We start from the raw sequence: 19,417 nt of genomic DNA, 5'->3' as shown, positions 1-19,417 counted from the left end.
GTCTTGCCATGATCAACGTGGCCAATCGTGCCGATGTTCACATGCGGCTTGGTGCGCTCGAATTTACCTTTTGCCATGTGATGTCTCCATTCCTGCTCGCCCGTACGGGCTCTTAATTAAGTTGCCGCAGCACCCTGCCGGGTTACGCGTATTTCTTCTGGACTTCCTGGGCGACCGCGGTCGGGACCGGCTCGTAATGGTCGAACTGCATCGTGTAGGCCGCACGGCCCTGGCTCATCGAGCGCAGATTGTCGACGTACTTGAACATGTTGGCGAGCGGCACCATCGCGTTGATGACGACTGCCACGCCGCGGGCTTCCTGGCCCTGGATCTGGCCACGACGGCCGTTGAGGTCGCCGATGACACCGCCGACATAATCTTCCGGCGTCACGACCTCGACCTTCATGATCGGCTCGAGCAGCTGCACGCCGAGCTTCGGCGAAGCTTCCATAAAGCAAGCGCGGGAAGCGATTTCGAATGCGAGCACCGAAGAGTCGACGTCGTGGAAAGCGCCGTCGATCAAGGTAGCCTTGACGCCGATCATCGGGAACCCGGCAAACGGGCCGGAACCCATCTTGCTCAGCAGGCCCTTCTCGACACCCGGGATGTATTCCTTCGGCACAGCGCCGCCGACGATCTTGGACTCGAACACGAAATCCTCGCCCTCGGGGTTCGGCTCGAAGACGATCTTCACGCGAGCGAACTGCCCGGTACCACCGGTCTGCTTCTTGTGCGTGTAGTCCTGCTCGTGCCTGCGGGTGATCGTCTCGCGATAAGCCACCTGCGGTGCACCGACATTGGCCTCGACCTTGAACTCGCGGCGCATGCGGTCGACGATGATGTCGAGGTGCAGCTCGCCCATGCCGGAAATGATGGTCTGGCCGCTTTCCTCGTCGGTCTTGACGCGGAAGGACGGATCCTCGGCAGCCAGGCGATGCAGAGCGAGGCCCATCTTTTCCTGGTCGTTCTTGGTCTTCGGCTCGATGGCGATCTGGATGACCGGATCGGGGAATTCCATACGCTCGAGGATGACCGGATGAAGCGGATCGCACAGCGTGTCGCCGGTGGTCGTGTCCTTGAGACCTGCGAGAGCGACGATGTCGCCGGCATAGGCCTCTTCAACGTCGGCACGAGAATTCGCATGCATCTGCAGCATGCGGCCGATGCGTTCTTTCTTGCCCTTCACGGTGTTGTCGACCGAGATGCCCTTGGTGAGCTTGCCCGAATAGATGCGGGCAAAGGTCAGCGAACCGACGAACGGGTCGTTCATGATCTTGAACGCCAGCATCGACAGCGGCTCGTCGTCGACGGCGTGACGCTCGATCTCGGCGTCGGTCTTGGCATCGACACCCTTGATCGCGGGCACATCGGCCGGCGACGGCAGGTATTCCACGACGGCGTCGAGCAGAGGCTGCACGCCCTTGTTCTTGAATGCCGAGCCGCAGAACATCGGGAAGAACTTGACCGCGATGGTGCCCTTGCGGATCAGCGCGCGGATCTCGTCATTCGACGGCATCTTGCCTTCGAGGTAGTTCTCAAGAGCCGTCTCGTCCATCTCGACGGCGGCCTCGATCATCTTCTCGCGGTATTCCTCGGCGCGGGCCTTGAGGTCGGCCGGGATCTCGACGACGTCCCAGGCAGCGCCCAGCGTCTCGTCGCGCCAGACCAGCGCGTTCATCTCGACCAGGTCGACGACGCCCTTGAATTCGGTCTCGGCGCCGATCGGCAGCTGCATGACGACAGCCTGCGCACCGAGGCGCGAGCCGATCATCTCGACCGAGCGGTAGAAGTCGGCGCCGGTTTTGTCCATCTTGTTGCAGAAGATCATACGCGGCACGCGGTACTTGTCGGCCTGGCGCCAGACGGTTTCCGTCTGCGGCTCCACACCGGCATTGGCGTCGAGCAGCGCGATGGCGCCGTCAAGCACGCGCAGCGAACGCTCGACCTCGATGGTGAAGTCGACGTGTCCGGGCGTGTCGATGATGTTGAAGCGGTGCATCTTGCCGTCACGACCCTTCCAGAAGGTCGTGGTCGCGGCCGACGTAATCGTGATGCCGCGCTCCTGCTCCTGCTCCATCCAGTCCATGGTCGCGGCGCCGTCGTGCACTTCGCCGATCTTGTGCGACTTGCCGGTGTAATAGAGGACGCGCTCGGTGGTCGTCGTCTTGCCGGCGTCGATATGCGCCATGATACCGAAATTGCGGTAGTCTTCGATTTTATATTCGCGGGCCATCGTAACTGCCTCTCAGTCTCTTTCGCGCTTTACCAGCGGTAGTGCGCGAAGGCGCGGTTGGCTTCAGCCATCTTGTGGGTGTCTTCACGCTTCTTCACGGCGGTGCCGCGGTTGTTGGCCGCGTCCATCAGCTCGCCGGAAAGGCGGTCGACCATGGTGGTCTCGTTGCGGTTGCGGGCCGCGGCGATCAGCCAACGAATGGCCAGCGCCTGACGGCGCTCGGGGCGCACGTCGACCGGAACCTGGTAGGTGGCGCCGCCGACGCGACGCGAACGCACTTCCACATGCGGCGCGACATTGTCGAGCGCCTGATGGAAGACGGTGACCGGCTCCTGCTTGGTCTTCGACTGGACCTGGTCGAGCGCGCCGTAGACGATGGTCTCGGCAACCGACTTCTTGCCGTCATACATGACGGCGTTCATGAACTTGGTGACGATCAGATCGCCGAACTTGGGGTCCGGATTGATCTCACGCTTTTCTGCACTGTGACGACGGGACATGGCTTTTGTCTCTCAATCTCTCATAGCCCGGCGCAGTCAAAAAAGCGCCGAAGCCGGAAAACCTTACTTCGGACGCTTGGCACCGTATTTCGAACGGCGCTGCTTGCGGTTCTTCACACCCTGCGTGTCGAGCACGCCGCGGATGATGTGGTAACGGACACCCGGAAGGTCCTTGACGCGGCCGCCGCGGATCATCACCACGGAGTGCTCCTGAAGGTTGTGACCTTCGCCGGGGATGTAACCGATCACCTCGAAACCATTGGTCAGGCGGATCTTGGCCACCTTGCGCAGCGCCGAGTTCGGCTTCTTCGGCGTCGTTGTGTAGACGCGCGTGCAGACGCCCCGCTTCTGCGGGTTCTGCTGCATGGCCGGGACCTTGTTGCGCTTCACCGGCGCAATGCGCGGCTTGCGGATCAGCTGGTTGACGGTAGGCATTAAACCCTCTTGTCTCTCAATTCCGTGTCTCGTGCCGGTCAAGGCTCGCTCAAAGCGTCATTTCCATACGCAAATTCGGGCCACAAACCGCGCCTTGCGGTCTTGCCCGAACAAATCGCAGAGGAAGCGGATACCGCTTCGTGCACGCCGGAAATGTCTTTTCGCTCGTAAAACGAACCCTGTTTGAGGCAAACTCCAAAGCGTGTCGCTTCGGAAGGGAGAGCCTCACATCGGTTCTGACTGGGCGGCTTCTACTCGCAAGCCCGCGTACCGTCAACCCCGGAGCGGCAAATATTGCATTGAAGCCGGGGCTTGGCAGCCATGCGTAAACCGCAGGTAATTTTCTTTCGTCATTTTGCAAGGGCGAGGAAGAAAGTGACCGGGTTTTGGCTGTTGCGCGGCGCGGCTTCATGCGAAAAAGCCGCATGAACAGTCAAAGCCCCTCGCCGCGAAGGAATCGGCCCGTGAACGACAACGAGGAACGCCCGGTCACCATCATCACCGGCCGGGTGTGGAAGAGAAAAGGCGGCAAGCCGGAAGGCGTGCACGTCATGCTGGTTGCGCCTGATGACGATTCGGCGGTGCGCCGTGCGCTCGAATCGTTGGCGGCGGAAGGTTACGCCGAAGCCGAGCTCGACCAGATCGGCGACATGGAGGGCGAGCCCGACGAGGAGCCGCATCTTTCGGCCTTCCAGGGCGCGCTCGAAGGCGAAGTGTCGATCGTGACCTTTGACGTGCCGATCTGAAAGCGTGCCGGCCCTTGCCGTTCGAATCGCCGCTGAAGCCTTCCAACGAGTGAAAGGCCCACGCTGCAGCTCCGGCAAAGACGGAGTTGACCTTTCGGCTTCGGCTTGTCCGGGGCAAGTGTTCTGATAAGAAGCGCTCACCATCATCCACAGACGGAGCGGCCGTGTCCCAGCCCATCAAGATAGGTATTGTCGGTGTCGGCAAGATCGTCCGCGACCAACACCTTCCGGCGCTCGCCAAGGACCGGGACTACCGGCTGATCGCCGCTGCCAGCCGGCATGGCAAGGTTGAAGACATCCATAATTTTCCCGATATCGAGACGATGCTTGGCGCCGTTCCCGAACTCGACGCCGTCTCACTCTGCATGCCGCCGCAATTCCGCTACGCTGCGGCGCGCACCGCGCTCGAGGCGAAGAAGCACGTGTTCCTGGAAAAGCCGCCCGGCGCCACGGTCAGCGAGGTCGAGGACCTGAAGGCGCTGGCGACGAAACAGGGCGTGTCGCTATTCGCCAGTTGGCATTCGCGCTATGCGCCGGCGGTTGAAGCGGCGCGGACTTTTTTGGCCGCGACGCAAATCAAATCAGCGGCAATCGTCTGGAAGGAAGACGTGCGCCGCTGGCACCCGAACCAGGACTGGATCTGGCAGCCAGGCGGCTTCGGCGTCTTCGATCCAGGCATCAACGCGCTGTCGATCGCGACCTACATCCTGCCCGCCATGTACATCACCTCGGCCGCGCTCGACTTCCCGGAGAACCGCGACGCGCCGATCGCCGCCCAGGTCGCCTTCCGCGCGGCGAACGGGTCGGCGGTGACGATGGATCTCGATTGGCTCCAGACCGGGCCGCAGAGCTGGGACATTCTTGCCGATACCGATGCCGGCAAGATGGTGCTCTCGGGCGGTGGCTCGAAACTCGCCATCGACGGCCGCGTCGTCCATGAAGAACCGGAATCGGAATATCCTGAACTCTACAGGCGTTTCGCCGAAATCGTGCGCGCCGGCACTTCCGATGTCGATCTCGCGCCCCTCCAGCATGTCGCCGACGCCTTCATGCTCGGCAAGCGCAATGTGGTCGAGGCGTTCTTCGACTGAACAGCGACTGTCGCCCGGATCGCGGATCCGGTCCGCCTATCGCAACAACTCAATCGACAATCGCTATGGCAAACCCGTCATAGCCCTTGGCGCCGACAGTCTGGATCGCGGTGCCGTCCAGGCGCTTGTCGCCACCGATGAAAGAGAATGCAGCGCGTGCACCTTCGACATTGGCGTCGCGACCATCCTCAACGAGCACCGCGCCGTCACGGATGACGTTGTCGCAGACGATGACCGTTCCCGAGCGCGAGAGCCGCATGGCCCAGGAGAGATAGTTGGGGTTGTTAGGCTTGTCGGCGTCGATGAAAACGAGGTCGAACGGCCCGGCGTTTTCGGCGCCCAGAGCAGTGAGCGACTGCAGCGCCGGCCCGACCCGCAGATCGACCCGTTCGGAAACCCCTGCCCGCTCGAAATTCGAACGCGCGACCTTGGCGTGGTGCGGATCGAGTTCGAGCGTCACGATCTTGCCGCCGGCGGGCAATCCCCGCGCCATCCAGATGGTGGAATAACCGCCCAGCGTACCAATCTCGAGCACCTTTTTCGCGCCGCGAATGCGCACCAGCAGCGAGAGCAGCTTTCCTTGCGCCGCCGAGACGTCGATCGCCGGCAAGCCCCCGTCGCGGTTGGCCGCCAGGACCGCGTCGAGAACGGGATCCGCCTCGAAGAGCGAGGAAACGATGTAGTTATCGACAGCCGTCCAGGTTTTCATGCTCATCTGCCTTCCTCGATCGTTCGTTGAAACGAAAAGGCCGCCAGGTTGCCCCGGCGGCCTTGTTGCCTGAGATTTCGTGCCGCCGCGCTTACTGCGCGGCGGTTGTCATGTCGGCCAGCATCGGCTCGGCGACTTCGACACCGGAGGCCTTGCGGCGCTCGTCGATGATCAGTTCGTCGCGCGAGGTGGCGATGCGGCGGATCTGGCTCATCGTGCCGCCGGTACCGGCCGGGATCAGCCGGCCGACGATGACGTTTTCCTTCAAGCCCTGCAGCATGTCGGTCTTGCCGGCAACCGCGGCTTCCGTCAGCACCCTGGTCGTCTCCTGGAAGGAGGCGGCCGAGATGAAGGACGGCGTCTGCAGCGAGGCCTTGGTGATGCCGAGCAGCACCGGCTGGCCTTCGGCCGGCTTCTTGCCGTCCTCGACCAGGCGCTCGTTGACCTCTTCCAGTTCGATCACGTCGACGTGGTCGCCCGGAATATAGGTCGAGTCGCCCTGCGTGGTGATCTCGACCTTCTGCAGCATCTGGCGAACGATCACCTCGATGTGCTTGTCGTTGATCGACACGCCCTGCAGACGGTAGACCTCCTGGATCTCGTTGACGAGGTAGGACGCAAGCGCCTCCACGCCCTTGATCGCCAGGATGTCGTGCGGCGCCGGATTGCCGTCGAGGATGTAGTCGCCCTTCTCGATGACGTCTCCGTCCTGGAGATGGAACGGCTTGCCCTTCGGGATCAGGTATTCGACCGGTTCAAGCGTCGAGTCATGCGGCTCGATGATGATGCGGCGCTTGTTCTTGTAGTCGCGGCCGAAGCGGATCGTGCCATCGATCTCTGCGATGATGGCGTGATCCTTCGGACGACGAGCCTCGAACAGCTCGGCAACACGCGGCAGACCGCCGGTGATGTCCTTGGTCTTGGCGCTTTCCATCGGGATACGCGCCAGGACGTCGCCGGGGCGAACCTGAGCACCCGGCTCGACCGAGAGAATGGCCTCGACCGAGAGCAGGAAGCGGGCATCGCCGCCCTTCGACAGCTTGCCGACCTTGCCCTTGGCATCCTGAACCACGATCGCCGGCTTCAGGTCGTTGCCGCGCGGCGTCGAACGCCAGTCGATGACCTCGCGCTTGGTGATGCCGGTCGACTCGTCGGCTGTTTCCTGGACGGAAATGCCGTCGACCAGATCCTCGAACGCCACCTTGCCCTCGATTTCGGTGAGGATCGGGCGGGTGTAAGGATCCCATTCGGCGATGCGCTGGCCGCGCTTCACCTTGTCGCCATCGTCCACGAAGATGCGCGAACCATAGGTGACGCGGTGCGTGGCACGCTCCTTGCCGGCCTCGTCGAGGATCAGCACCGCCATGTTGCGGCCCATGACCATCTGCTGGCCGTCCGAGTTGCGCACCACGTTGCGGTTGCGGATCTCGACCTTGCCCTCATAGGAGGCTTCAAGGAACGAGCTATCCACCACCTGCGCCGTACCGCCCATGTGGAAGGTACGCATGGTGAGCTGGGTGCCCGGCTCGCCGATCGACTGCGCCGCGATAACGCCGACGGCCTCGCCCTGGTTGACCGGGGTGCCCCGGGCCAGATCGCGTCCGTAGCAGACCGCGCAGACGCCGATCCTGACTTCGCAAGTCAGCGCCGAGCGGATGCGGACCGACTGCACGCCGGCCTTCTCGATCTGCTCCACGTCGCGCTCGTCCATCAGCGTTCCGGCCTTGACCAACAATTCGCCGGTCACCGGATGGTTGATGTCGTCGAGCGCGGTGCGACCCAGCACGCGCTGGCCGACCGAAGCGACGACCTGACCGGCATCGACGATCGGCTGCATGGTGAGGCCCTTGTCGGTGCCGCAGTCCACGGAGTTGACGATGCAGTCCTGCGCCACGTCGACCAGACGACGGGTGAGATAGCCCGAGTTCGCCGTCTTCAGGGCGGTGTCCGCCAGACCCTTGCGGGCGCCGTGGGTCGAGTTGAAGTACTCGAGCACGGTCAGGCCTTCCTTGAAGTTCGAGATGATCGGCGTCTCGATGATTTCACCCGACGGCTTGGCCATCAGGCCGCGCATGCCGGCGAGCTGGCGCATCTGGGTGGGCGAGCCGCGCGCACCGGAGTGCGACATCATGTAGATCGAGTTCATCGGCTTCTGACGACCATTGTCCTCGAACTCGACCGCCTTGATGCGGGCCATCATTTCGTCGGCGACCTTTTCCGAGCACTTGGCCCAGGCGTCGACGACCTTGTTGTACTTCTCGCCCTGCGTGATCAGGCCGTCATTGTACTGCTGCTCGTATTCCTTGGCCAAGGCCTCGGTGTCCGACACCAGCTTGATCTTGGTATCCGGGATCAGCATGTCGTCCTTGCCGAACGAAATGCCGGCGCGGCAGGCATGGGCGAAACCGAGCGCCATGATGCGATCGCAGAAAATGACCGTCTCCTTCTGACCGCAATGGCGGTAGACGGTGTCGATCATCTTGGAGATGTTCTTCTTGGTCATCTCCTGGTTGGCGGTCTCGTAAGGCACGTTGACGTTCTTCGGCAGAAGCTCGCCGATGATCATGCGGCCAGGCGTGGTGTCGTAGATCTTCGACACGACCTTGCCCTCGGCGTCGACCGAACGGAAGCGGCCCTTGATCTTGGCGTGCAGGGTCACCGCCTTGGTCTCGAGCGCGTGCTGGAGTTCGCCCATGTCGGCAAACACCATGCCCTCGCCCGGCTCGTTCTGGTTGACGATCGAGAGGTAGTAGAGACCCAGAACCATGTCCTGCGACGGCACGATGATCGGCGCGCCGGAAGCCGGGTGCAGGATGTTGTTGGTCGACATCATCAGCACGCGGGCTTCCAACTGCGCTTCCAGCGACAGCGGCACGTGGACCGCCATCTGGTCGCCGTCGAAGTCGGCGTTGAAGGCCGTGCAGACCAGCGGATGCAGCTGGATCGCCTTGCCTTCGATCAGGATCGGCTCGAACGCCTGGATGCCTAGGCGGTGCAGCGTCGGCGCGCGGTTCAAGAGCACCGGATGCTCGCGGATGACCTCGTCGAGGATATCCCAGACTTCCGGACGCTCCTTCTCGACCAGCTTCTTCGCCTGCTTGACGGTCGAGGAGTAACCCTTCGCGTCGAGGCGGGCGTAGATGAAGGGCTTGAACAGTTCGAGCGCCATCTTCTTGGGCAGGCCGCACTGGTGCAGCTTGAGCTCCGGACCGGTGACGATGACCGAACGGCCGGAATAGTCGACGCGCTTGCCGAGCAGGTTCTGGCGGAACCGGCCCTGCTTGCCCTTGAGCATATCCGACAGCGACTTCAGCGGACGCTTGTTGGCGCCGGTGATGACGCGGCCACGGCGGCCGTTGTCGAACAGCGCGTCGACGGCCTCCTGCAGCATGCGCTTTTCATTGCGCACGATGATGCCGGGGGCACGCAGCTCGATCAGCCGCTTCAGACGGTTGTTGCGGTTGATGACGCGTCGATAGAGATCGTTGAGGTCCGACGTCGCGAAACGTCCGCCGTCCAGCGGGACGAGCGGGCGCAGGTCCGGCGGGATCACCGGAACCACCTTCATGATCATCCATTCCGGACGGTTGCCGGACTCCATGAAGTTCTCGACGACCTTGAGCCGCTTCAGATACTTCTTCTGCTTCAACTCGGACGTGGTCGAAGCCAGCTCCGAACGCAGGTCGCCGGCGATCTTCTCCAGGTCCATGCCGGCCAGAAGGTCATGAATGGCCTCGGCGCCGATCATGGCGGTGAAGCTATCCTCGCCATATTCGTCGACGGCGATCATGTACTCTTCCTCGCTGAGCAGCTGGTGCTCCTTCAGCGCGGTGAGGCCGGGTTCGGTGACGATGTAGTTCTCGAAGTAGAGGACGCGCTCGATGTCCTTCAGGGTCATGTCGAGCAGCGTGCCGATGCGCGAGGGCAGCGACTTCAGGAACCAGATATGAGCGACGGGTGCCGCCAGCTCGATATGGCCCATGCGCTCGCGGCGAACGCGCGACAGCGTGACTTCGACACCGCACTTTTCGCAGATGACGCCCTTGTACTTCATGCGCTTGTACTTGCCGCACAGGCACTCGTAGTCCTTGATCGGGCCAAAAATGCGCGCGCAGAACAGACCGTCACGCTCCGGCTTGAAGGTGCGGTAGTTGATGGTCTCCGGCTTCTTGATCTCGCCGAACGACCAGGACAGAATCTTCTCAGGGCTGGCGAGCGATATCCGGATGGAATCGAACACCTGCGCCGGCGCCTGGGGATTGAAGAGATTCATGACCTCTTGGTTCATGCCGTTCTCCTTTCGGGGTCCTCGAAAACCCCTTGCATCTGATGCGGGGCAAATGCCCGCTGAGTGGTCGGCCCACCGGCCGAAGAATTTGGTGCACCCGTTCGCGGGAGCCTCTCCCGCGACCGGGTGTCTTGTTTATTCCGCTGCGTCGGGCAGCCGAACCGGGGCTTCGTCGAGCTTGGTGTTCTCCAATTCGACGTTGAGGCCGAGCGACCGCATCTCCTTGACGAGAACGTTGAAGCTCTCGGGAATGCCGGCCTCGAAGGTGTCGTCACCGCGGACGATCGCCTCGTAGACCTTGGTGCGGCCGGCGACGTCGTCCGACTTCACCGTCAGCATTTCCTGCAGCGTATAGGCGGCGCCGTAGGCTTCCAGCGCCCAGACCTCCATTTCGCCGAAGCGCTGGCCGCCGAACTGCGCCTTGCCGCCCAGCGGCTGCTGGGTGACGAGCGAGTACGGACCTATCGAACGCGCGTGGATCTTGTCATCCACGAGGTGGTGAAGCTTGAGCATGTAGATGTAGCCCATCGTCACCTTGCGATCGAACGGCTCGCCGGTGCGTCCGTCATAGAGCTGCGACTGACCGCTGGTGTGCAGGCCCGCCTGCTCCAGCATGACGTTGATGTCGGCCTCGTGCGCGCCGTCGAACACCGGGGTTGCGATCGAGACGCCGCGGCGCATCTGCTCGCTCAGGCGAACGATGCTCTCGTCGTCATACTCGCGGACCGGCTCGTTGCGGTCGTTGGCGGGCATGAAGCTCTCCAGCGTCTTGCGCAGCGGCTTGATGTCGCCGGCAGACTTGTAGGCGTCGATCATCTCGCCGATCTTCCTGCCCATTCCGGCGCAAGCCCAGCCCAGATGCGTTTCCAGGATCTGGCCGACATTCATGCGGCTCGGCACACCCAGCGGGTTGAGCACGATATCGGCATGCGTGCCGTCCTCGAGGAAAGGCATGTCCTCGACCGGAACGATGCGCGACACGACACCCTTGTTGCCGTGACGGCCGGCCATCTTGTCACCCGGCTGCATCTTGCGCTTCACCGCCACGAAGACCTTGACCATCTTCATGACGCCCGGAGGCATTTCGTCGCCGCGCTGCACCTTCTCGACCTTGTCCATGAAGCGCTGTTCGAGTGCCTTCTTGGAATCGTCGTACTGGCCGCGCAGGGCTTCCAGTTCGCTCTGGAGCTTTTCGTTCTCCACGGCGAACTGCCACCACTGCGAACGCGGATACTCGTCGAGCGTGTCCTTCGACAGCGTCGAGCCCTTCTTGAAGCCCTTCGGTCCGGCGATCGCTTCCTTGCCGACGAGCACGTCGGAAAGGCGCGCGTAGACGTTGCGATCCAGGATCGCCTGCTCGTCGTCACGGTCCTTGGCGAGGCGTTCGATCTCCTCGCGCTCGATCGCCATGGCGCGCTCGTCCTTCTCCACACCGTGGCGATTGAACACGCGCACCTCGACGACGGTGCCGAAGGTGCCCGGAGGCATGCGCATCGAGGTGTCGCGCACATCGGATGCCTTTTCGCCGAAGATGGCGCGCAGAAGCTTTTCTTCCGGCGTCATCGGGCTTTCGCCCTTCGGCGTGATCTTGCCGACCAGGATATCGCCCGGCTGAACTTCGGCACCGATATAGACGATGCCGGCTTCATCGAGGTTCTTCAGCGCTTCTTCCGAGACGTTCGGAATGTCGCGCGTGATTTCCTCCGGTCCGAGCTTGGTGTCGCGCGCCATGACCTCGAACTCCTCGATGTGGATCGAGGTGAAGACGTCGTCGGCGACGATGCGCTCGGACAGGAGGATCGAGTCCTCGTAGTTGTAGCCGTTCCACGGCATGAACGCGACCAGCACGTTGCGGCCGAGAGCCAGATCGCCGAGCTCGGTCGAAGGACCGTCCGCGATGATGTCGCCCTTGTTGACCCGGTCGCCCATGCGCACCAGCGGACGCTGGTTGATGCAGGTGTTCTGGTTCGAACGCTGGAACTTCATCAGCCGGTAGATGTCGACGCCGGACTTGCCCGGATCGAGGTCTTCCGTTGCGCGGATGACGATACGCGTCGCGTCCACCTGGTCGACGATGCCGCCGCGGCGGGCGCCGATGGCGGCGCCCGAATCACGGGCGACGATCGGCTCCATGCCGGTGCCGACGAACGGCGCTTCGGCGCGCACCAGCGGCACGGCCTGGCGCTGCATGTTCGAGCCCATCAGCGCGCGGTTGGCGTCGTCGTTCTCAAGGAACGGGATCAGGGCCGCGGCCACCGACACCATCTGCTTGGGCGAAACGTCCATCAGGTCGACGTTTTCGCGGGGCGCCATCATCACCTCGCCGGCACTGCGGCAAATGACGAATTCGTCGACAAAGCGGCCATCCTTGTCGAGCTCGGCATTGGCCTGCGCGACATGGTGCTTGGCCTCTTCCATCGCCGACAGATAGACGACGTCATTGGTCAGCTTGCCGTCGACGATCTTGCGGTACGGGCTCTCGATGAAGCCGTACTTGTTGACGCGCGCGAAGGTGGCGAGCGAGTTGATCAGGCCGATATTCGGGCCTTCCGGCGTCTCGATCGGGCAGATGCGGCCGTAATGCGTCGGGTGCACGTCGCGCACCTCGAAGCCGGCGCGCTCGCGGGTCAGACCGCCCGGTCCAAGCGCGGAGAGACGGCGCTTGTGGGTGATCTCCGACAGCGGGTTGGTCTGGTCCATGAACTGCGACAGCTGCGAGGAACCGAAGAACTCGCGCACGGCGGCAGCCGCCGGCTTGGCGTTGATCAGGTCCTGCGGCATGACCGTGTCGATCTCGATCGAGGACATACGCTCCTTGATCGCGCGCTCCATGCGCAGCAGGCCGACGCGGTACTGGTTTTCCATCAGCTCGCCGACCGAACGCACGCGGCGGTTGCCGAGATTGTCGATGTCGTCGATCTCGCCCTTGCCGTCACGCAGTTCGACCAGCGTCTTGACCACGGCCAGGATGTCGTCCTTGCGCAATACACGCACGGTGTCCTCGGCCTTGAGTTCGAGGCGCATGTTCATCTTGACGCGGCCAACGGCGGACAGGTCGTAGCGCTCGCTGTCGAAGAACAGCGAGTTGAACATGGCTTCAGCGGTTTCGAGCGTCGGCGGCTCGCCGGGGCGCATGACACGATAGATGTCGAACAGCGCGTCCTGGCGGCTCTCGTTCTTGTCGACGGCGAGCGTGTTGCGGATGTAGGCGCCGACATTGACGTGATCGATGTCGAGTATCTGGATCTCGTCCTCGCCGGTGCCAAGCAGCACCTTCAGCGTCTTGTCATCGATCTCGTCGCCGGCCTCGAGGAAGATCTCGCCGGTGGCGTAATTGACGATGTCCTCGGCGAGATAGTTGCCGAGCAGGTCCTCGTCGGTCGCCTTGATCGCCTTCAGGCCCTTTTCGCCGAGCTGGCGGGCCTGGCGGGCGGTGATCTTCTTGCCGGCCTCGACAACGACCTCACCCGTGTCGGCGTCGACCAGGTCGCCGACGGCCTTCAGGCCGCGGAAACGATCGACGTTGAACGGAATGCGCCAGTGATCGCCGGCGCGCTTGTAGGTGATCTTGTTGTAGAAGGTCGACAGGATCTCTTCGCCGTCCATTCCGAGCGCCATCAGCAGCGACGTCACCGGAATCTTGCGGCGACGGTCGATGCGGGCGTGCACGACGTCCTTGGAATCGAACTCGATGTCGAGCCACGAACCGCGATAGGGGATGACGCGCGCGGCAAACAGGAGCTTGCCCGACGAGTGCGACTTGCCCTTGTCGTGGTCGAAGAAGACGCCCGGCGAGCGGTGCATCTGCGAGACGATGACGCGCTCGGTGCCGTTGACGATGAAGGTGCCGTTCGAGGTCATGAGCGGCATGTCGCCCATGTAGACGTCCTGCTCCTTGATGTCCTTGATCGACTTCGCGCCGGTATCCTCGTCGATATCGAACACGATCAGGCGCAGCGTCACCTTCAGCGGCGCGGCATAGGTGAGGTCGCGCTGACGGCATTCGTCAACGTCGAATTTCGGTCCTTCGAACTCGTACTTCACGAACTCCAGCATCGAGGAGCCGGAAAAATCGGAGATCGGGAAGACCGACTTGAAAACAGCCTGCAGTCCCTCGTCCGGACGTCCGCCCTTGGGCTCGTCCACCATCAGGAACTGGTCATAGGACGCCTTCTGAACCTCGATGAGGTTCGGCATCTCCGCAACTTCCGGGATCTTTCCGAAGAACTTGCGTACGCGTCTGCGGCCATTGAAAGTCTGGGTCTGGGCCATCGTCGCTCCTTAGCTCTAAACTCGGGGCGAGCCTCGCCGCGGCTCGCCTTGCATCCGAACCGCCTGGGCAGCGGCTCTCTGTCTGTTCTCCGGCCCCATTACCAAACTACTTGGCGGCGGCCGGCTAAAACGGGAGAAAACCCGTTTCCTGAGAGCCGGTTTTCGGCCCTCAGGAAAGAGGTTTTCGTGCATCTCGCGCTACGCAGCCTCCCCAGGTCACCCGAGGGAGTGGCGGACGGCGCGAGGCCGTCCGCCGATTGTTACGCTTACTTCAGCTCGACCTTGGCGCCGGCTGCTTCCAGCTGGGCCTTGAACTTGTCGGCGTCGGCCTTGGAAACGGCTTCCTTGACCGGCTTCGGAGCCGCTTCGACCAGGTCCTTGGCTTCCTTGAGGCCAAGGCCGGTGATGGCGCGGACTTCCTTGATGACGTTGATCTTCTGAGCGCCGGCGTCGGTGAGGACGACGTCGAATTCCGTCTTTTCCTCGACCGGAGCAGCGGCAGCGGCAGCGCCGCCGGCAGCGGCAACCGCCACCGGAGCAGCAGCCGAAACGCCCCACTTTTCTTCCAGAAGCTTCGACAGCTCAGCCGCCTCGAGGACGGTCAGCTTCGAAAGGTCGTCTACGATCTTTGCGAGATCAGCCATTGTTGTATTCCTTCATAAGGTTCGAACGTGTGTTTGTGATAGCGAGGAACGGCCTCATGCCGCCTCGTCCTTCCGGGCGTAAGCGCCGATGACACGCGCGACCGAAGCCGCGGGCGCATTGACGATCTGGGCGATCCGGGTTGCCGGCGTGGCGATCATGCCAACCAGCCTGGCGCGCAGCTCGTCGAGCGACGGAAGTGTGGCGAGTGCCTTCACACCGTCGGCGTTGAGCGAGGTGGTGCCCATTGCGCCGCCGAGAATGACGAGCTTGTCATTCCCCTTGGCGAAATCGGACGCGACCTTCGGCGCCGCAATCGGATCCTCCGAATAGGCGACCAGCGTCTGTCCCTTGAACAGATCGATGATCGATGCGGAGTCCGTGCCCTGAAGAGCGATTTTGGCGAGACGGTTCTTCGCGACTTTAACGGTGCCACCGGCAGCGCGCATTTTCGACCGGAGGTCGTTCATTTGCGCGACGGTGATACCGGCATAGTGGGCCACGACCACTGAACCCGCGTTCGAGAACGCATCGTTCAGGCCCGTGACGAGTTCGCGTTTTTCCGCTCTGTCCACTGCCTATCTCCAGTTGACCCCCATCCTGCTAACGGGAACATTCCCATTCACGAGGACAGGCGTCGGGTTGCCTTTTGCCGGCCGGGCCATCCAGTAACGGATCTCCCGAACAGCGCTCGAGGATCCTGCCCCCTTTCGCCACACCGCCGGCAAGCCGGGCGATGCGCAGACAAAAGGCAAACACGGTTCGAACCTTTCATTGGAGCGCTTGCTCCGTTGTCAGGTCTTCACCCGTCTCATGCAGGCCCACATGAATTAAGGCCCTCCTTTTCAATCAAGGCCGGGCCGCCTGCAATCTCGGACAGGATGTCCGGAAGCCTTTCGGCTCCCGGTACCGGGCCCAGAACGATCCAGGCCCGGAATTCACTTACGGACCGGCCCGTTCAGCGGCCGATCCAAACGGTCTTAATCAGGACGCTGCGAGCGTCGAGACGTCGAGCTTGAGGCCCGGGCCCATCGTCGAGGTGACCGACACCTTCTTGACGTAGTTGCCCTTGGCGCCAGCCGGCTTTGCCTTGGTCACCGCATCGGCGAAGGCACGGACGTTTTCTTCCAGCGCCTTGACGTCGAACGAGACCTTGCCGACGCCGGCGTGAACGATGCCGGCCTTCTCGACGCGGAACTCCACAGCGCCGCCCTTCGATGCCTTGACGGCGGCCGCGACGTCGGTGGTGACGGTACCGACCTTCGGGTTCGGCATCATGCCGCGCGGGCCGAGCACCTTGCCCAGACGGCCGACGAGCGGCATCATGTCCGGCGTGGCGATGCAGCGATCGAAATCGATCGTGCCCTTCTGGACGATGTCGACCAGGTCCTCCGCGCCGACGATGTCGGCGCCGGCGGCCTTGGCTTCCTCGGCCTTGTCGCCACGGGCGAACACGGCGACGCGGACCGAGCGGCCGGTGCCGTTCGGCAGGTTGACCACGCCGCGGACCATCTGGTCGGCATGGCGAGGATCAACGCCGAGATTCATCGCGACTTCGATCGTCTCGTCAAACTTGACCGTCGAGCGATCCTTGAGCAGCTTCAGCGCGTCACCCAAGGTATAAGCCTTGTTGGGATCGATGCCTTCGCGGGTCTTCGATACACGCTTTGCAATCTTTGCCATGATCTCAGCCCACCACTTCCAGACCCATCGAGCGGGCGGAGCCCTCGACCATGCGCATGGCCGCCTCGACGTCGTTTGCGTTCAGATCCTTCATCTTCTGCTCGGCGATGGCGCGGACCTTGTCGCGGCCGATCGTGCCGGCCTTGACCTTGCCCGGCTCCTTGGAGCCCGACTTCAGGTTAGCGGCCTTCTTCAGGAAGTAGCTCACCGGCGGCGTCTTCATGACGAAGGTGAACGACTTGTCCTGATAGTAGGTGATGACGACCGGAATCGGCGATCCCTTTTCCATTTCCTGGGTCTGCGCGTTGAACGCCTTGCAGAACTCCATGATGTTGATGCCGCGCTGACCAAGCGCCGGGCCGATCGGGGGCGACGGCGTAGCCGAGCCCGCGGCAACCTGGAGCTTGAGCTGGCCTGCAATTTTCTTAGCCATCTCTATTCCTGCCTTTGTCTATGCCGGCCCCTCGATCTGGGAAAACACCGGCTGTTGCAGTCTGGTGGTGCGGTTCCTGCGGCCGGCTAAAGCCGCATTCGCCTCCCACCGTTCTCAGGCCGCGCGTTGCCGCGCCGCCTCCCCTGACCACCGGAACGGCGCCAGGGATTTCGGATCAGCCTTTTTCGACTTGTCCGAATTCCAGATCGACAGGCACGGCGCGCCCGAAGATCGAAACTTCCACCTTGAGCCGCGCCCGCTCCTCGTCCACTTCCTGGACGAAGCCGTTGAAGGACGCGAAGGGGCCATCCGAGACGCGGATCGCCTCGCCGATCTCGAAAGTAACCGAGGGCTTCGGGCGCTCGACGCCTTCCTGCACCTGGTTCAGGATGCGCTGCGCCTCGGCCTCGGTGATCGGCACCGGCTTGGAGTCGCCCAAAAACCCGGTGACCTTCGGCGTGTTCTTGACCAGCGAGAACACGGCGTCGGTCAAGTTGGCCTTCAGGAGCACATAGCCCGGAAAGAACTTGCGCTCGGCGTCGACCTTGCGGCCGCGACGAACCTCGACGACCTTCTCGGTCGGCACGACGATCTGCTCGATATCGGCGGACAGGCCCTTCTGCTTGGCCTTGTTCTCGATGTCCTCGGCGACCTTCTTCTCAAAGTTCGAATAGGCGTGGACGATGTACCAGCGCGTAGTCATTTCACGACTTCTCCGTAATCGCCGGACTTAGCGTCCAATGCCCAGAATCTGTTCGACCGCGAGGCCCATGAGCTGATCGGCGGTGAAGAAAAAGATCATCGCGATCACAGCGAAAGCCAGAACCATCACCGTCGAGATCATCGTTTCGCGTCGCGACGGCCAAGTCACCTTGGCGGTCTCCGCGCGAACCTGCTGGAGAAAGACGAAAGGATTTGTGGTTTTCGAAGCCATATGCCGCTCTGTCTTCAAGACCCGTTGGCCGGGTCTCCTGGATGATCCCGCTGGCCGGGACGTGCCGCCTGGGTCCACTTTCGCGCCGAATCAGCGCAATCATTTCGCCCATGCAAATCAGACGCGTAAAGCCGGCTTCCCAGCTCCACGCGTCGCGTGTCTGTTTCGTCTACATAAAACCGATTCTTGATCCACGCAAGTGGCAAGTGTCCGCTTTATGACCAAACACCGCCTCGGAACCATCCAGTCGTTCCGTCCCGGCTATGGCGCCCTTATGCCTCAATCAGCTTAATATGGCAAGCCGGTCGTCGATTTTCAAAGGGCGGCCCGCAGAAATATCGTTTCTGACGGCCATTTAGGAAATGGCTGAGTTTTTGTTTGACGTGCCATTTCTTGAAATGGCACGGGCAGCAGGGCTCGAACCTACGACCTGCGGTTTTGGAGACCGCCGCTCTACCAACTGAGCTATGCCCGTACACGTGCGCCTCGGCGCAGCAGGGGCTTCCTAAAAGCTTCCGCGCGCTCTGTAAAGAGCGGTTTGCAAGCAAACGCGCCTTCATCCCCTTTCCCGGAAATCGGGATGGTCGACGACCAGCCCGCCGCCATCGATCTCCGGTTTCATGCTCGAGTGCGCCGGCATGCTGTTCGCGGAGATCTTGCCTGCCGGCCCGTGTATCCGTTGGACGCTATTTGGTGTCCGGGACCCGGTAAGGCCCGCCGGGCACGCCCCAGCCCCAGGCCGGCATCGGCTCGGTCTCCGGGTCGCACGTTTCGCCGAGATTGGAATTCATCCTGGCGAGCCGCGATCCCCACTCGACATAGCCCATGAAGGCGGAACGGAACTCCGGATCGTCAGGCAGCCCGACGGCATCCGCGGCATCGGCCAGCAGGTTGATCCAGCGGCGGCGCTGCTCCTCCGTCAAATGCTTGCCCAGGTGATGCATCACCATCTCGCGGTGGCCGCCGAATTTTTCGCTGTAGGTTTTCGGCCCGCCGAAAACCTCGCCGATAAAGGCCGCGACATGGGCGGGATGGTCGGGCGACATATGCTTGAACACCGGCCCGACGACCGGATCCTGCGCCACCTTGTCATAGAAGGTCTGCGTCAGCCGGTTGAGCGCTTCGCTGCCGCCGGCCCATTCGTACAGTGTCGGAACATCCTGGCTCATACTTGACCTCCGCCCAGCGCCGCCTGCAGCGACGATAGCGGAAAAATCGAGCAAGCCTCAACCTGCCTCGATGGCCAGTTCGATGACGCGGCTACCGTTCGACCGCGTGTCGGCCCCGGCATGCCAACGGCTGACCTTCGGTCGCCGACAAAAAGGGCGGCCCGAGGACCGCCCTTCCTTCTCGATCCGGCTGATGCCGGTGTCGATTACTCTTTGATGGTGACGACGATGCCGGCACCGACGGTGCGGCCGCCTTCACGGATGGCGAAGCGCAGCTTCTCT

General features: G+C 62.5%; 15 protein-coding genes, 1 tRNA gene and 2 pseudogenes. 2 read left to right on the top strand and 16 right to left on the bottom strand.

The window, feature by feature from the left end:
- The 4 genes and pseudogenes from FJ942_RS28215 to rpsL all read right to left on the bottom strand — a co-directional run.
- Positions 1-77 (bottom strand): annotated as a pseudogene (locus tag FJ942_RS28215) (elongation factor Tu); the annotation flags it as partial.
- A gap of 65 nt (positions 78-142) precedes the next feature.
- The gene (gene fusA / locus FJ942_RS28210; RefSeq protein ID WP_140764431.1) at positions 143-2,233 is read right to left on the bottom strand and encodes an elongation factor G; all 2,091 of its coding nucleotides are present in this window, start codon (positions 2,231-2,233) and stop codon (positions 143-145) included.
- Positions 2,234-2,262: 29 nt separating this feature from the next.
- Complete coding sequence (rpsG, locus tag FJ942_RS28205; RefSeq protein ID WP_008875664.1) at positions 2,263-2,733, bottom strand: 30S ribosomal protein S7; 471 nt, start codon at positions 2,731-2,733, stop codon at positions 2,263-2,265.
- Positions 2,734-2,796: 63 nt separating this feature from the next.
- Complete coding sequence (gene rpsL / locus FJ942_RS28200; protein ID WP_006333356.1) at positions 2,797-3,168, bottom strand: 30S ribosomal protein S12; 372 nt, start codon at positions 3,166-3,168, stop codon at positions 2,797-2,799.
- 464 nt (positions 3,169-3,632) lie between these two features.
- Here rpsL and FJ942_RS28195 point away from each other — a divergent pair, with 464 nt between their 5' ends.
- Both FJ942_RS28195 and FJ942_RS28190 read left to right on the top strand, forming a co-directional pair.
- Positions 3,633-3,914, top strand: a complete 282-nt coding sequence (locus tag FJ942_RS28195; RefSeq protein WP_140501636.1) for a transcriptional regulator — start codon at positions 3,633-3,635, stop codon at positions 3,912-3,914.
- A gap of 164 nt (positions 3,915-4,078) precedes the next feature.
- Positions 4,079-5,005, top strand: coding sequence for a Gfo/Idh/MocA family oxidoreductase (locus tag FJ942_RS28190; protein WP_140650849.1), 927 nt, complete (start codon positions 4,079-4,081; stop codon positions 5,003-5,005).
- Between the two features lie 49 nt (positions 5,006-5,054).
- Here FJ942_RS28190 and FJ942_RS28185 read toward each other — a convergent pair whose 3' ends face one another.
- From FJ942_RS28185 to FJ942_RS28130, 12 genes and pseudogenes are all read right to left on the bottom strand, one after another.
- Complete coding sequence (locus FJ942_RS28185) at positions 5,055-5,720, bottom strand: O-methyltransferase (RefSeq protein WP_140899625.1); 666 nt, start codon at positions 5,718-5,720, stop codon at positions 5,055-5,057.
- An 85-nt stretch (positions 5,721-5,805) separates the two neighbouring features.
- Complete coding sequence (gene rpoC, locus FJ942_RS28180) at positions 5,806-10,002, bottom strand: DNA-directed RNA polymerase subunit beta' (RefSeq protein WP_140899623.1); 4,197 nt, start codon at positions 10,000-10,002, stop codon at positions 5,806-5,808.
- A 135-nt stretch (positions 10,003-10,137) separates the two neighbouring features.
- A complete protein-coding gene (rpoB, locus tag FJ942_RS28175; protein ID WP_140501628.1) occupies positions 10,138-14,274 on the bottom strand; it encodes a DNA-directed RNA polymerase subunit beta in 4,137 nt (1,378 codons plus the stop codon).
- A 266-nt stretch (positions 14,275-14,540) separates the two neighbouring features.
- Positions 14,541-14,918, bottom strand: coding sequence for a 50S ribosomal protein L7/L12 (gene rplL, locus FJ942_RS28170; protein WP_027146630.1), 378 nt, complete (start codon positions 14,916-14,918; stop codon positions 14,541-14,543).
- A 54-nt stretch (positions 14,919-14,972) separates the two neighbouring features.
- On the bottom strand, positions 14,973-15,491 hold the full coding sequence (rplJ, locus tag FJ942_RS28165) for a 50S ribosomal protein L10 (RefSeq protein WP_140515456.1): 519 nt from the start codon (positions 15,489-15,491) through the stop codon (positions 14,973-14,975).
- 409 nt (positions 15,492-15,900) lie between these two features.
- Entirely contained in the window at positions 15,901-16,599 is a 699-nt protein-coding gene (gene rplA / locus FJ942_RS28160) for a 50S ribosomal protein L1 (RefSeq protein WP_140501624.1), read from the bottom strand.
- Positions 16,600-16,603: 4 nt separating this feature from the next.
- Entirely contained in the window at positions 16,604-17,032 is a 429-nt protein-coding gene (gene rplK / locus FJ942_RS28155) for a 50S ribosomal protein L11 (protein ID WP_140501622.1), read from the bottom strand.
- Between the two features lie 175 nt (positions 17,033-17,207).
- Entirely contained in the window at positions 17,208-17,735 is a 528-nt protein-coding gene (gene nusG, locus FJ942_RS28150) for a transcription termination/antitermination protein NusG (RefSeq protein ID WP_140501620.1), read from the bottom strand.
- Positions 17,736-17,762: 27 nt separating this feature from the next.
- Positions 17,763-17,966, bottom strand: coding sequence for a preprotein translocase subunit SecE (gene secE, locus FJ942_RS28145; RefSeq protein ID WP_013531408.1), 204 nt, complete (start codon positions 17,964-17,966; stop codon positions 17,763-17,765).
- A gap of 399 nt (positions 17,967-18,365) precedes the next feature.
- Positions 18,366-18,441 (bottom strand) — tRNA-Trp (locus tag FJ942_RS28140).
- Positions 18,442-18,652: 211 nt separating this feature from the next.
- Positions 18,653-19,135 (bottom strand): group II truncated hemoglobin, encoded by a 483-nt coding sequence (locus tag FJ942_RS28135; protein WP_140564602.1) that lies wholly within the window; start codon positions 19,133-19,135, stop codon positions 18,653-18,655.
- A gap of 206 nt (positions 19,136-19,341) precedes the next feature.
- Positions 19,342-19,417, bottom strand: a pseudogene (locus FJ942_RS28130) (elongation factor Tu); the annotation flags it as partial.

The organism is Mesorhizobium sp. B2-4-2, assembly GCF_006442845.1.
Lineage (GTDB): Bacteria > Pseudomonadota > Alphaproteobacteria > Rhizobiales > Rhizobiaceae > Mesorhizobium.
This window is presented reverse-complemented; position numbering and strand designations above follow the sequence as displayed.